Consider the following 12684-nt stretch of genomic DNA (forward strand, 5'->3'; position numbering starts at 1 on the left):
CATGAGCGATCTCTCCGCGCACACGCCCATGATGCAGCAGTACCTGAAGATCAAGCATCAGCACCCCGAACAGCTGCTGTTCTATCGCATGGGCGATTTCTACGAGCTGTTCTATGATGACGCCCGGCGTGCCGCCAAGTTGCTCGACATCACCCTGACCGCCCGCGGCGCCTCGGCCGGCAAGTCCATCCCCATGGCCGGCATCCCCTTCCATTCCGCCGAGGGCTACCTGGCCAAGCTGGTCAAGCTCGGCGAATCCGTGGTGATCTGCGAGCAGATCGGCGACCCGGCCACCAGCAAGGGCCCGGTGGAACGCCAGGTGGTACGCATCATCACCCCCGGCACCGTCAGCGACGAGGCGCTGCTCGACGAGCGCCGCGACAACCTGCTGACCGCGGTGCTGGGCGACGAGCGCCTGTTCGGCCTGGCCGTGCTGGACATCGCCAGCGGCCGCTTCACCGTGCAGGAACTGGCCGGCTGGGAAACCCTGCTAGCGGAGCTGGATCGCCTCAATCCCGCGGAACTGCTGATCCCAGACGACTGGCCCGTCGGCCTGCCCGCCGAGAAGCGGCGTGGCGTGCGCCGCCGGGCGCCCTGGGATTTCGATTGCGACTCGGCGCTCAAGAGCCTCTGCCAGCAATTCGGCACCGGCGACCTCAAGGGCTTCGGCTGCGACAAGCTGGGCCTGGCCCTCGGCGCCGCCGGCTGCCTGCTGGCCTATGCCAAGGAAACCCAACGCACCGCCCTGCCCCATCTGCGCAGCCTCAGGCACGAGCGTCTGGACGACACCGTCATCCTTGACGGCGCCAGTCGCCGCAACCTGGAATTGGACGTCAACCTGGCCGGTGGTCGCGACAACACCCTGCAATCGGTGGTGGACCGCTGCCAGACCGCCATGGGCAGTCGCCTGCTGACCCGCTGGCTGAATCGCCCGCTGCGCAATCGCGCGGTGATCGAGGCGCGTCAGGACGCCATCACCTGCCTGCTGGAAAACTATCGCTTCGAGACGCTGCAGCCGCAGCTCAAGGACATCGGCGACCTGGAGCGTATCCTCGCCCGTATCGGCCTGCGCAACGCCCGCCCGCGCGACCTCGCCCGTCTGAGAGACGCCCTGGCCGCGCTGCCGGCGCTGCAGGACGGGCTGACGCAGATGATCGCCCCACACCTGCTCGATCTGGCCAAGAGCATCCAGACCTATCCGGAACTGGCCGCGACCCTGGCTCGCGCCATCATCGACAATCCGCCGGCGGTGATCCGCGACGGCGGCGTCATCAAGCGCGGCTACGACAGCGAGCTGGACGAGCTGCAGACCCTGAGCGAAAACGCCGGCCAGTTCCTTATGGACCTGGAGGCCCGGGAAAAGGCCCGTACCGGCCTGCAGGGGCTCAAGGTCGGCTACAACCGCGTCCACGGCTACTTCATCGAGATCCCCAGCCGCCAGGCCGAATCGGCACCGGCCGACTACATCCGCCGCCAGACCCTCAAGGGCGCCGAGCGCTTCATCACCCCGGAACTCAAGGCCTTCGAAGACAAGGCCCTGTCGGCCCAGAGTCGCGCCCTGGCGCGGGAAAAGGCCCTCTACGAGGCGCTACTGGACGAACTCATCGGCCACCTGGCGCCGCTGCAGGACAGCGCCGCGGCCCTGGCCGAGTTGGACGTCCTGGCCAACTTCGCCGAGCGCGCCCTCAACCTGGACCTCAACAAGCCGCGCTTTGTCGCGGAGCCCTGCCTGAAGATTGGCCAGGGTCGCCACCCGGTGGTCGAGCAGGTGCTGGAAACCCCCTTCGTCGCCAACGACGTCACCCTCGACAACGACACCCGCATGCTGGTGATCACCGGTCCGAACATGGGCGGCAAGTCCACCTACATGCGCCAGACCGCGCTGATCGTGCTGCTGGCCCATGTCGGCAGCTTCGTCCCGGCGGCCAGTTGCGAACTGTCCCTGGTGGACCGCATCTTCACCCGCATCGGCTCCAGCGACGACCTGGCCGGCGGCCGCTCCACCTTCATGGTGGAGATGAGCGAGACCGCCAACATCCTGCACAACGCCAGCGAACACAGCCTGGTGCTGATGGACGAGGTGGGTCGCGGTACCAGCACCTTCGACGGCCTGTCCCTGGCCTGGGCCGCCGCCGAGCAACTGGCGCGGCTGCGCGCCTGGACGCTGTTCGCCACCCACTACTTCGAGCTGACCGTGTTGCCGGAAGGCCAGCCGAGCGTGGCCAACGTCCACCTCAACGCCACCGAGCACAACGACCGCATCGTCTTCCTGCACCATGTGTTGCCGGGCCCCGCCAGCCAGAGCTATGGCCTGGCCGTGGCGCAACTGGCCGGGGTACCGGAAGACGTCATCCTGCGCGCGCGGGAGCATCTCGCCCGCTTGGAAGCGGCCAGTTTCAACGGTGAGGTGGGTGCCCCCCTGCCGGTAAGCGCGCCGGCCAAGGGTCGTCCGTTGCAGGCCGATCTGTTCGCCAGCGCCACCCATCCTCTCATCGAGGAACTGGAACGCCTGCAGCCGGACGACATCACACCCAGACGGGCCCTGGAGCTTATCTACGAATGGAAAAAGCGTATCTGAGTTAACGGATACGAGGGTTCCGGCAATGCTGCTAGAATCCGCCGCCTTAGCCTGAGGAGAACGAGCAGATGACCTTCGTCGTCACTGACAACTGCATCAAATGCAAATATACCGACTGCGTGGAAGTCTGCCCGGTGGACTGCTTCTACGAAGGCCCCAACTTCCTGGTGATCCACCCGGACGAGTGCATCGACTGCGCCCTGTGCGAACCCGAATGCCCGGCCCAGGCGATCTTCTCGGAAGACGAGGTACCGGCCGGCCAGGAAGCCTTCATCGAACTCAACAGTGAGCTGGCCAACATCTGGCCGAACATCACCGAGAAGAAGGAAGCCCTGCCTGACGCCGCCGAGTGGGATGGCAAGCCCAACAAGCTCCCCCAGCTCGAACGCTAGGCCTTGCCTGGAATCTCCAGGCAATAAAAAAGGGGGCGGATCGCTCCGCCCCCTTCGTCCCTGCCCCTGTAATCCTGCCACCGTCCTGGTGAACCTCGTCCTGAGGTGATCCCGATCCGCTTCCTGCCGATCCGTGTCGTCCCAGACACAGAGCCGATAGTACTCTCCTCCCGAGCAATGGCAATCTGCCACAAGCCGCCCTCTCAGGCCGCTTCGCTGCTCCGCCCGAAACAAAAAATCGTTATGCGGCAATCACTTGAAGATTAGCCATGCTGATCAAGCGATGCTTTCCGGCAGTCTCAAGCGATCCATGCTTACGCGGCCTGTAAGCCGAGGCTTACAAGAACACGCAGAAAAAAGCCCGGATGAATCCGGGCTTCGTTTGGTTGATATTCAGCTAGGGCTGGTCAGAACAGCGAATCACTGGACAGGCCGTTGCGCTCGAAGATCTCGCGCAATCGCTTGAGTGCCTCGACCTGGATCTGCCGCACCCGCTCGCGGGTCAGTCCGATCTCCTGCCCGACCTCTTCCAGGGTGCAGGCTTCATGACCCCGTAGGCCGAAGCGGCGTACCACCACTTCGCGCTGCTTTTCCGGCAGCTCTAGCAGCCACTGGTCGATGCTCTGGTTGAGATCCGAATCCTGCAGCAATTCGCAGGGGTCGGTGGGGCGATCGTCGGTCAGGGTATCGAGCAGGGTCTTGTCGGAATCGGGACCGAGCACCATGTCCACTGAGCTGATCCGCTCGTTAAGGCCCATCACCCGCTTGACGTCCGCCACCGGTTTTTCCAGCAGCGCGGCGATCTCCTCGGGCGAAGGCTCGTGGTCGAGCTTCTGGGTGAGTTCGCGTGCCGCGCGCAGATGCAGGTTGAGTTCCTTGACCACGTGGATCGGCAGGCGAATGGTGCGAGTCTGGTTCATGATCGCCCGTTCGATGGTCTGCCGGATCCACCAGGTGGCATAGGTGGAGAAGCGGAAGCCCCGTTCGGGGTCGAATTTCTCCACGGCGCGAATCAGGCCCAGATTGCCTTCCTCGATCAGATCGAGCAGCGACAGGCCGCGATTGATGTAGCGGCGGGCGATCTTGACCACCAGGCGCAGGTTGCTTTCGATCATGCGCTTGCGACCGGCGGGATCACCGCGCTGCGCGAGACGCGCGAAATGCACCTCTTCCGCCGGTGACAGCAGTGGCGAGAAGCCAATTTCGTTGAGATAGAGCTGAGTGGCGTCGAGTGCTCGGCCATAATCGGCCAGCTTGGCGCCGCGCAAGACCTGGTTACCGCGCCCGGAGAGCGCCTTGGTCATGGCGGATTCGGTGGATTCCTCACCGAAGGGATTGGAATCGAGAAGCAGGACATCGTCGCCGAGATCGTACTCGGTTTCTTGTTTGTTCTGGATCATCTTGAGTAACCCTTGCTCGTCTGTGCTTCGAGCCAGGGCGTATCGATACGTTGCCGATGCGCCATGACTCGCCCCCAAAGAGCTGCGGGATCGAGTCGGCGCCTAGCGAATCAGCGATTGGGCAAAAACTGCAAAGGATCCACCGGCTTGCCCTGACGGCGAATCTCGAAATGAAGCTTGACGCGGTCGGTCCCGGTCGAACCCATCTCGGCAATCGTCTGCCCTATCTTGACACGCTCACCTTCCCGAACCAGCAACCTACGATTGTGACCGTAGGCACTGACGTAGGTTTCGCTGTGTTTGACGATAACCAGTTCACCATAACCCCGCAGACCGTTTCCGGCATAGACCACGGTGCCGTCGGCAGCCGCCATCACGGGCTGGCCTTCCTGGCCGGCGATGTCTATTCCCTTGTTTAGACTGCTGCTGGCGGAGAAGCGGCTGATCAGGGTGCCTTTCGTCGGCCAGGCCCAACCGGAGGCCGATTGGGGGACGTCACGGGTCGGCGTCTGGGCTGGCGTCACCGGGGTCGGCGGTGGCGCCGTGGGCAGATTCGGGGTCACTACCGGGGTGGCGGCGGTGGGACTGGAGGTGACGGGCGGCGGGATGGGTACCGGGGTGGCCACCGGACTGCCCGGTGCCGGAGCGGAAGCTACCGTGGCCGGTCGACGGATGATGCGACTGGAACCACTGGCGCTGGAACCGTTGCCGAAACGGATGACCTGGCCGACATGGATGACATAGGGCGCACTGAGACCATTCTGGGCCGCCAGGGCACGCCATTCCCAGCCGTTGCGGGAAGCGATGGAAAACAGGGTGTCACCGCGCTTGACGCGATATTGCCCGGAAGTGACCTGGGGCACGCTGCCGCGACCATCGCCGCGGTCGACCACCGGCGCTCGCGAACCGTTGCTCGAACAACCCGTCAGCAGCAGGGCCACGAGCACTGTCGCTAGCCAGCCTGATCGCCCTCGTCCTGGAAATCCTTGCGCTCGGGCCTTCACCCGTTCCTCCCGCAGAGTCTGATCATCTACCGTCCGGCCATCCCGCCGGCCTCAAGCGGCCAAAGCCGCCAGGCAGCCTTGGAGCATGGCACCGAGGTAACGTTCCCTATCGCTCACTGGGCCAGAGGTCCGTTGAGCAGGGGCACGAAACGAACGGCGTTGAGTTCGTGGCGGACGAAGCCGTCGTCTTCGCGCACGATCAGCAGGAGCTTCTGCTCCTCGTCGACGCCCACCGGGATCACCAGGCGCCCGCCAGGCGCCAGCTGGTCGAGCAGCGCCTGGGGGACTTCCCGCGCGGCCGCGGTGACGATGATGCCATTGTAGGGCGCCAGCGCCGGCCAGCCCTCCCAGCCATCGCCCCAGCGGAACACCACGTTGCGCAGGTTGAGTTCGAGCAGCCGCTCCTTGGCCCGGTCCTGCAGCGACTGGATCCGCTCCACGGAAAACACCCGCTCCACCGTCTGCGCCAGGATGGCGGTCTGGTAGCCGGAGCCGGTACCGATCTCCATGACCTTGTCCAGCGGCCCGCCGGCGAGCAGGAGCTCGGTCATACGCGCCACCATGAAGGGCTGGGAGATGGTCTGGTTGTGGCCGATGGGCAACGCCGTGTCTTCGTAGGCGCGATGGGCCAGGGCCTCGTCGACGAACAGATGACGCGGCGTACGGCGGATCACCTCCAGCACCTGGGCGTTGGACAGCCCCTCTTCGTAGAGGCGCTGGATGAGGCGCTCCCGGGTGCGCTGGGAGGTCATGCCGATGCCGTGTCTTTGCATATGCTCTTGCCCCTGGGTCATGTCAGCAGCTCCGTCAGGGCCGACAGGCCGGCGAAACCCTCGCGGAAGGTGCGATCGAACTGCAGCGGCGTCACCGACACATAGCCTTCCAGCACGGCATGGAAATCGGTACCTGGCCCGCCATCCACGGCATCGCCGGAGACCGAGATCCAGTAGCCGGCCTTGCCGCGCGGATTGATCTCGCGCACCGGCGGCTTGGCCTGGGCACGGTGCCCCAGACGGGTCAGCTGCAGGCCCTTGATCTGCTCGAGCGGCAGATCCGGGATGTTGACGTTGAGCACGGTGCGCGGCGGCAGGTCGAAGCGCTCGTGCAGGGCGACGATGCGGGTCGCGATCTCGGCCGCCACCGCCATGTTGTCGGGGCTGCGCGAGACCAGCGAAAAGGCCAGGGCCGGACGATTGAGGAAACGCCCTTCCATGGCCGCGGCCACGGTACCGGAATAGAGGACGTCGTCGCCCAGGTTGGCGCCCAGGTTGATGCCGGCCACCACCATGTCCGGCGTCTCGTCCAGCAGGCCGTTGAGGCCGAGGTGAACGCAATCGGTAGGCGTGCCGTTGACGCCCAGGAAGCCATTGGGCAGGCGCTGCGGATGCAGGGGGCGGTCCAGTGTCAGGGCACTGCTCACGCCGCTCATGTCATAGAGCGGCGCGACTACCTGGCACTCGTAGTCCGCACGAGCGGAGAGCGCGGCATGCAGCGCGGCGATACCGGGGGCCAGCACCCCATCGTCGTTGGCGATCAGAAGTCGCATGGATGTTCCGTCTGCCCTGCCTCGCCAAGCGTTACCAGCTCGCGAACCACTGCGGTGGCGAAACAGCCGGCCGGCAGGACGAATTCGAGTTGCAGAATGTCAGGAGCGGGATAATGCCACGTCAGGCCGCCGATGGGGAGGCGCAGGATGCGCCGTTCATGCGAGAGGCCGGCACCGGCCAGCCAGGCGGGCAGCTCTCCCGCGGCCTTCGCCACCGCCTGTTCCAGGGCGGCGGCCGGCCCCTGCACCGGCGACTCGCCGGCGCCCCACAGGGGGCCGGTGGGGTGCAGATCGAGCGCCGCCAGGCGCGGATCCTCTAGATCGGCGGTGGTCGCTGGAAAGTGGCTGCGGCTGTCGGTGAAGGCCAGCAGGTCGCCCTCCTGCGCCCGCTGCCACGAGCCATCGGCGACACGACCGGCCAGCACCTGATTGAACAGCCAGCTGCGCGCGGCGGACAGGGTCCGCGAACGCCGGTTGCGCTGCTCGGGCAGGCGCTGGTCGCGGGCGCACGCTTGAGCATCGGCCAGATTGCCGCCCTCATGGCCGAAACGCTGCGGACCGAAATAGTTGGGTACGCCCTTGGCGGCGATGGCCTGCAACCGCGCCTCCAGCGCCACGGCATCGGCCTTGAGCCCGGTCAGGCGCAGGCGGAAGCCATTGGCGGCATGGGCGCCGCGTTGTAGCTTGCGCCGGTGCCGCCCCTGCTGGAGGATCACCAGCGTCTCGTCGCAGGCGGCCGCGAGGTCCGGATCGGCCTTGCCGGGCAGGTGCAGGCTGAACCACTGACGGGTCAAGGCCTGGCGATCCTTGAGGCCGGCGTAGCTGATCGCCCGCTGGGGCACGCCAGCGGCACGGGCGAGGCGGCGCACGGCCTCCTCGGTGTTGAGGCCGCGCTTCTCGACCCACAGCCAGAGGTGCTCGCCATCACCGCTCAGCGGGATGTCCAGTACCTCATCCACCTGGAAGTCCTCGGCGCTGGCCTTGAGGATCGCCTGGCCACAGGGCTCGCCATGGGCGCGCGGCCCGAGCAGCTGGTCTTCGGTCATAGCGGCAGCAACAGGGCCACGGCGTGCACGGCGATGCCTTCTTCGCGCCCGACGAAACCCAGACGCTCGGTGGTGGTGGCCTTGACGTTGACCTGGCCCAGTTCGACCTGCAGGTCCTCGGCGATAGCCTGGCGCATGGCCTCGATGTGCGGCGCCATCTTCGGCGCCTGGGCCGCGATGGTGCCGTCGACGTTGCCGACCTGCCAGCCCTGCTCGCGCACCAGACCGACCACATGACGCAGAAGCACCCGGCTGTCGGCGCCCTTGAAGCGCGGATCGGTATCGGGGAAATGCTTGCCGATGTCGCCCAGGGCGGCCGCGCCCAGCAGGGCGTCGGCCAGGGCGTGCAACAGCACGTCGCCGTCGGAGTGGGCGACCAGGCCGTGGTGGTGGGGAATGCGAATGCCACCGAGGGTGATGAAATCGCCCTCGCCGAAGGCGTGAACGTCGAAACCGTGACCTATGCGCATGAAGAGAGACGCCCTGGAAAATGACAGGGCGTCGATTCTACCGGCTGGCAACAGCTTCCGTCGCCCTTAGGCTCTGTACCAAAAGTGCCTGCGCTCGGTAATGCTTCGTTGAAAAACGCTTCGGAATGCTCATTTACCGTTAATAAACTCCGCTTCCTCAGCGCTTTTCGCCTCGCCTGACCTTCGCTCGGCAACTTTTCGTACAGAACCTATGGGGTCGACAGGGCCGCCGCGTGATGCCGCAGATGGTCGTCGATGAAGCTGGCGACGAAGAAATAGCTGTGGTCATAGCCGGGTTGCAGCCGCAGTTCCAGCGGATGACCCGCGGCTTCCGCCGCCCGCTGCAGCGCCTGGGGCTTGAGCTGTTCGGCGAGGAAGCTGTCCTGCTCGCCCTGGTCGACCAGCAGCGGCAGCCGCTCCTCGGCCTTGGCCAGCAGCGCACAGGCATCCCATTCCGCCCAGGTACTGCGGTCTTCGCCCAGATAGTTCGAAAAAGCCTTGTGCCCCCAGGGGCAATCCAGCGGATTGACGATGGGCGAGAAGGCCGACACCGAACGATAGCGACCCGGATGGCGCAGGGCGCAGATCAGGGCCCCGTGGCCACCCATGGAATGACCGCTGACGCCGCGGCGATCGGAGACCGGGAAGTTGGCCTCGATCAGCGCCGGCAGCTCCTCCACCACATAGTCGTGCATGCGGTAATGCTTGGCCCAGGGCTGCTGGGTGGCATTGATGTAGAAGCCGGCGCCCAGGCCGAAGTCCCAGGCCTTTTCGGGGTCGTCCGGTACGCCTTCGCCGCGCGGACTGGTGTCCGGCGCCACCAGCACCAGGCCCAGCTCGGCCGCCAGGCGCTGGGCGCCAGCTTTCTGCATGAAGTTCTCGTCGGTGCAGGTCAACCCCGACAGCCAGTAGAGCACCGGCAGGTCGCTACTGGCTTCCGCCTGGGGCGGCAGATAGACGGCGAAGGTCATGTCGCAGTCGAGACTGCGCGCGCGATGGCGATAGCGCTTGTGCCAGCCGCCGAAACTCTTGTTGCTGGAGAGCAGTTCGAGACTCATGGTCATCTCCCGAACAGGGGGCGCCCCTGGGCGCCCGCCTGGTGATCAGTAATGGACGACGGTGCGGATGCTCTTGCCTTCGTGCATCAGCTCGAAGGCCTCGTTGATCTGCTCCAGGCCCATGGTGTGGGTGATGAAGGTGTCCAGCGGGATCTCGCCGCTCTGCGCCTTGCGCACATAACCGGGCAGCTCGCTACGGCCCTTGACGCCACCGAAGGCGCTGCCGCGCCAGACGCGACCGGTCACCAGCTGGAACGGCCGGGTGCTGATCTCCTGGCCGGCACCGGCCACGCCGATGATCACCGACTCGCCCCAGCCCTTGTGGCAACACTCCAGCGCCGCCCGCATCAGGTTGACGTTGCCGACGCACTCGAAACTGTAGTCGACGCCGCCATCGGTCAGCTCGACGATGACCTCCTGGATCGGCTTCTGGTGATCCTTGGGATTGACGAAGTCGGTGGCGCCCAGCTCGCGGGCGATGTCGAACTTGGACGGATTGATGTCGATGGCGATGATGCGGCTGGCCTTGGCCATCTTGGCGCCGATGATGGCCGCCAGACCGATGCCACCCAGGCCGAAGACGGCCACGGTCGCGCCCTCTTCCACCTTGGCGGTGTTGAGCACGGCGCCGATGCCGGTGGTGACGCCACAGCCCAGCAGGCAGACCTTTTCCAGCGGCGCCTCGGCGGGGATCTTGGCTACCGACACCTCTGGCAGCACGGTGTACTCGGAGAAGGTCGAGCAGCCCATGTAGTGATAGATCGGCTCGCCATTGTAGGAGAAGCGGGTGGTGCCATCGGGCATCAGGCCCTTGCCCTGGGTCGCGCGTACCGAGCTGCACAGGTTGGTCTTGCCGGATTTGCAGAATTTGCACTGGCCGCATTCGGCGGTATACAGCGGGATGACGTGATCGCCCACGGCGACCGAGGTCACGCCCTCGCCCACCGCTTCGACGATGCCACCGCCCTCGTGACCGAGGATGCAGGGAAAGACGCCCTCGGAATCCTGGCCGGACAGGGTGTAGGCATCGGTGTGGCAGACGCCGGTGGCGACGATGCGGATCAGCACCTCACCGGCCTTGGGCGGCTCGACGTCCACTTCGACGATCTTCAGAGGCTCATTGGGCGCAAAGGCTACGGCGGCGCGGGATTTGATCATGGTCGACTCCAGAGGGACGAAAAAACGAGGTGACCAGTTTAGACGCCAGAAATCCTGGAACAATCGGGCATACTGGAATTCATTTTTGCCATAGGGAAACAATCATGGGCTGGGAAGGCATCGACGAATTCGTCGCCGTGGCGAGCACCCTGCACTTCGGCCAGGCGGCTGATCGTCTCGGCACCTCGACTTCCCACGTCAGCCGTCAGGTCGCCCGCCTGGAAGAACGCCTGCAGGCGCGGCTGCTCTATCGCAGCACCCGCAGCGTCGCCCTCACCGAAGCCGGCCACACCTTTCTGCAGCACTGCCGCCGTCTGCAGGAGGCGCGCGACGAAGCCCTGCGCGAGGTCAGCGATCTCTCCAGCCAGCCCAAGGGACTGATCCGCATGACCTGCGCCGTGACCTATGGCGAGCGTTTCGTCGTGCCCCTGGTCAACGACTTCCTCGCCCGCCATCCCGAGGTGAGTCTGGAGCTGGACCTGACCAATCGCACCGTCGACCTCTTGCACGAAGGCTACGACCTGGCCATCCGCCTGGGCCGTCTGGCCGATTCCCGCCTGGTGGCGACCCGGCTGGCGCCGCGGGAGCTCTATCTGTGCGCCGCACCCAGCTATCTGGAACGCTTCGGCGCGCCTCACACCCTGTCGGAACTCGCTCGCCATCGCTGCCTGGTCGGCACCAGCGACATCTGGAGCTTTCGCGAAAACGAGCGTGAGGTGCTGCACCGGGTCCAAGGCTCCTGGCGCTGCAACAGCGGCCAGGCGGTATTGGACGCCGCGCTGCGCGGCTTCGGCTTGTGCCAGCTGCCGGACTACTATGTGCTGCCGCATCTGGCCCGGGGTGAACTGCGTGCCCTGCTGGACAACCGCCAGCCGCCCAACAGCGCGGTCTGGGCTCTCTATCCGCAGCGGCGCTTTCTCTCACCGAAGATTCGCCTGCTGGTGGAGCACCTCAAGCAAGGCCTGGGCACCCCGCGCCCAGGCGCTCGCCACCCAGCGGGTTGAGCGCAGCGAGCGAGTCTTTTAAGCGATGGGCCACTGCGGGCCTGGATCCTAGGCCTCGGCGAAGACCACTTGCAGCCGCTGCAGGTCTTCGGGGGTAGTGACCTTGATGTTGTCCACCCGGCCTTCCACCAGGCGCGGCGCATGGCCCGCCCACTCCATGGCCGAGGCCTCGTCGGTGATGGCGGCGCCCGCTGCCAGACCGGCGCTCAGGGCGTCACGCAGGGCACCGAGGCGAAACATCTGCGGCGTATAGGCCAGCCACACCTGGCTGCGATCCACGGTTTCGCTCACCCGGCCGTCGCGCCCGACGCGCTTGAGGGTATCCCGCGCCGGCACGCCAAGCAGGCCACCCACCGGGTCCTGGGCCAGTTCGGCCAGCAGCCGATCCAGGTCATCACGTCGCAGATTGGGTCGCGCGGCATCGTGCACCAGCACCCAGTCGCCGTCGGTGGCACCCTGTTCGGCTAGCAGCAGCAGGCCGCCCAGTACCGAGTCGGCGCGCTCGCGGCCGCCCGGTGCGCGCAGGATGCGGGCATCGCGAGCGCACGCCAGGGTCGGCCACCAGGGATCTTCCGGGGCCAGGCTCACCGCCAGGCCACGCAGGCGCGGGTGGTCGAGGAAACAGTCGAGGGTGCGCTCCAGCAGGCTGCGGCCACCGAGGTCGAGGTATTGCTTGGGGCGGTCGGCACGCATCCGCGCGCCCACACCCGCGGCGGGAATGACCGCCCAGAAGGAAGGCAGAAGGGACATTATTTGGATTGCAGAAAAAGGGTTTCGCCTTGTTTGACCATGCCGAGTTCGTGGCGGGCACGCTCCTCGACGGTCTCCATGCCTTTCTTGAGCTCGACGACCTCGGCTTCGAGGATCTCGTTGCGCTCCAGCAGGCGCTTGTTCTCGCCATTCTGGTCGGCGATCTGCTGCTTGAGTTCGCGCACCTGGGCGAAGCTGCCATCACCGACCCACAGGCGATACTGGAGACCGCCGAGCAGCAGGAGCAGGAAGGGGAACAGCCAGTAGGGACTTCGCAT

The 12684-nt window shown here is 65.8% G+C and carries 13 protein-coding genes; 3 read left to right on the top strand and 10 right to left on the bottom strand.

Annotation, left to right across the window (positions count from 1 at the left end; translation table 11 throughout):
- Position 1: 1 nt before the first annotated feature.
- Together mutS and fdxA are read left to right on the top strand one after the other, a co-directional pair.
- Positions 2–2578 carry a DNA mismatch repair protein MutS gene (mutS, locus tag NRG74_RS10895; protein WP_257706508.1) on the top strand — a complete coding sequence of 859 codons (2577 nt, stop codon included), beginning with the start codon at positions 2–4 and terminating at the stop codon, positions 2576–2578.
- Positions 2579–2646: 68 nt separating this feature from the next.
- Positions 2647–2970, top strand: a complete 324-nt coding sequence (gene fdxA / locus NRG74_RS10900) for a ferredoxin FdxA (RefSeq protein WP_017639028.1) — start codon at positions 2647–2649, stop codon at positions 2968–2970.
- A gap of 407 nt (positions 2971–3377) precedes the next feature.
- Here fdxA and rpoS read toward each other — a convergent pair whose 3' ends face one another.
- The 8 genes from rpoS to NRG74_RS10940 all read right to left on the bottom strand — a co-directional run bounded on the left by rpoS (position 3378) and on the right by NRG74_RS10940 (position 10652).
- On the bottom strand, positions 3378–4370 hold the full coding sequence (gene rpoS / locus NRG74_RS10905) for an RNA polymerase sigma factor RpoS (RefSeq protein WP_017639029.1): 993 nt from the start codon (positions 4368–4370) through the stop codon (positions 3378–3380).
- A gap of 110 nt (positions 4371–4480) precedes the next feature.
- Complete coding sequence (locus NRG74_RS10910; protein ID WP_064306749.1) at positions 4481–5317, bottom strand: peptidoglycan DD-metalloendopeptidase family protein; 837 nt, start codon at positions 5315–5317, stop codon at positions 4481–4483.
- Between the two features lie 170 nt (positions 5318–5487).
- Positions 5488–6126 (bottom strand): protein-L-isoaspartate(D-aspartate) O-methyltransferase, encoded by a 639-nt coding sequence (locus NRG74_RS10915; RefSeq protein WP_160923793.1) that lies wholly within the window; start codon positions 6124–6126, stop codon positions 5488–5490.
- A gap of 38 nt (positions 6127–6164) precedes the next feature.
- Positions 6165–6920: a 5'/3'-nucleotidase SurE gene (surE, locus tag NRG74_RS10920; RefSeq protein ID WP_257706509.1), complete on the bottom strand. Its 756-nt coding sequence runs from the start codon at positions 6918–6920 to the stop codon at positions 6165–6167.
- Positions 6908–7966 (bottom strand): tRNA pseudouridine(13) synthase TruD, encoded by a 1059-nt coding sequence (truD, locus tag NRG74_RS10925; protein WP_017639033.1) that lies wholly within the window; start codon positions 7964–7966, stop codon positions 6908–6910. Before truD ends, surE begins: the two co-directional genes overlap by 13 nt.
- Entirely contained in the window at positions 7963–8436 is a 474-nt protein-coding gene (ispF, locus tag NRG74_RS10930; protein ID WP_017639034.1) for a 2-C-methyl-D-erythritol 2,4-cyclodiphosphate synthase, read from the bottom strand. The genes truD and ispF overlap by 4 nt, the downstream gene beginning before the upstream one ends.
- 209 nt (positions 8437–8645) lie before the next feature.
- The gene (fghA, locus tag NRG74_RS10935; RefSeq protein ID WP_257706510.1) at positions 8646–9500 is read right to left on the bottom strand and encodes an S-formylglutathione hydrolase; all 855 of its coding nucleotides are present in this window, start codon (positions 9498–9500) and stop codon (positions 8646–8648) included.
- Between the two features lie 39 nt (positions 9501–9539).
- Positions 9540–10652 carry an S-(hydroxymethyl)glutathione dehydrogenase/class III alcohol dehydrogenase gene (locus tag NRG74_RS10940; RefSeq protein WP_017639036.1) on the bottom strand — a complete coding sequence of 371 codons (1113 nt, stop codon included), beginning with the start codon at positions 10650–10652 and terminating at the stop codon, positions 9540–9542.
- Positions 10653–10756: 104 nt separating this feature from the next.
- Between NRG74_RS10940 and NRG74_RS10945 the strand changes: the two genes are divergently transcribed.
- Entirely contained in the window at positions 10757–11656 is a 900-nt protein-coding gene (locus tag NRG74_RS10945) for a LysR substrate-binding domain-containing protein (RefSeq protein ID WP_178121690.1), read from the top strand.
- A gap of 48 nt (positions 11657–11704) precedes the next feature.
- Here the strand turns inward: NRG74_RS10945 and ispD are convergent, their stop codons facing one another.
- Positions 11705–12406 carry a 2-C-methyl-D-erythritol 4-phosphate cytidylyltransferase gene (gene ispD, locus NRG74_RS10950; protein ID WP_093250254.1) on the bottom strand — a complete coding sequence of 234 codons (702 nt, stop codon included), beginning with the start codon at positions 12404–12406 and terminating at the stop codon, positions 11705–11707.
- Positions 12406–12684 carry a septum formation initiator family protein gene (locus NRG74_RS10955; protein ID WP_007159473.1) on the bottom strand — a complete coding sequence of 93 codons (279 nt, stop codon included), beginning with the start codon at positions 12682–12684 and terminating at the stop codon, positions 12406–12408. The genes ispD and NRG74_RS10955 overlap by 1 nt, the downstream gene beginning before the upstream one ends.

Source organism: Pseudomonas oryzihabitans (assembly GCF_024652905.1).
GTDB classification, from domain to species: Bacteria; Pseudomonadota; Gammaproteobacteria; order Pseudomonadales; family Pseudomonadaceae; genus Chryseomonas; species Chryseomonas benzopyrenica.

Excerpts from the sequence above, each read along its gene's own strand:
- mutS (WP_257706508.1), top strand. The coding sequence starts at position 2 with ATGAGCGATCTCTCCGCGCACACGCCCATGATGCAGCAGTACCTGAAG.
- fdxA (WP_017639028.1), top strand. The coding sequence starts at position 2,647 with ATGACCTTCGTCGTCACTGACAACTGCATCAAATGCAAATATACCGAC.
- rpoS (WP_017639029.1), bottom strand. The coding sequence starts at position 4,370 with ATGATCCAGAACAAACAAGAAACCGAGTACGATCTCGGCGACGATGTC.
- NRG74_RS10915 (WP_160923793.1), bottom strand. The coding sequence starts at position 6,126 with ATGACCTCCCAGCGCACCCGGGAGCGCCTCATCCAGCGCCTCTACGAA.
- surE (WP_257706509.1), bottom strand. The coding sequence starts at position 6,920 with ATGCGACTTCTGATCGCCAACGACGATGGGGTGCTGGCCCCCGGTATC.
- truD (WP_017639033.1), bottom strand. The coding sequence starts at position 7,966 with ATGACCGAAGACCAGCTGCTCGGGCCGCGCGCCCATGGCGAGCCCTGT.
- ispF (WP_017639034.1), bottom strand. The coding sequence starts at position 8,436 with ATGCGCATAGGTCACGGTTTCGACGTTCACGCCTTCGGCGAGGGCGAT.
- fghA (WP_257706510.1), bottom strand. The coding sequence starts at position 9,500 with ATGACCATGAGTCTCGAACTGCTCTCCAGCAACAAGAGTTTCGGCGGC.
- NRG74_RS10940 (WP_017639036.1), bottom strand. The coding sequence starts at position 10,652 with ATGATCAAATCCCGCGCCGCCGTAGCCTTTGCGCCCAATGAGCCTCTG.
- NRG74_RS10945 (WP_178121690.1), top strand. The coding sequence starts at position 10,757 with ATGGGCTGGGAAGGCATCGACGAATTCGTCGCCGTGGCGAGCACCCTG.
- ispD (WP_093250254.1), bottom strand. The coding sequence starts at position 12,406 with ATGTCCCTTCTGCCTTCCTTCTGGGCGGTCATTCCCGCCGCGGGTGTG.
- NRG74_RS10955 (WP_007159473.1), bottom strand. The coding sequence starts at position 12,684 with ATGCGAAGTCCCTACTGGCTGTTCCCCTTCCTGCTCCTGCTGCTCGGC.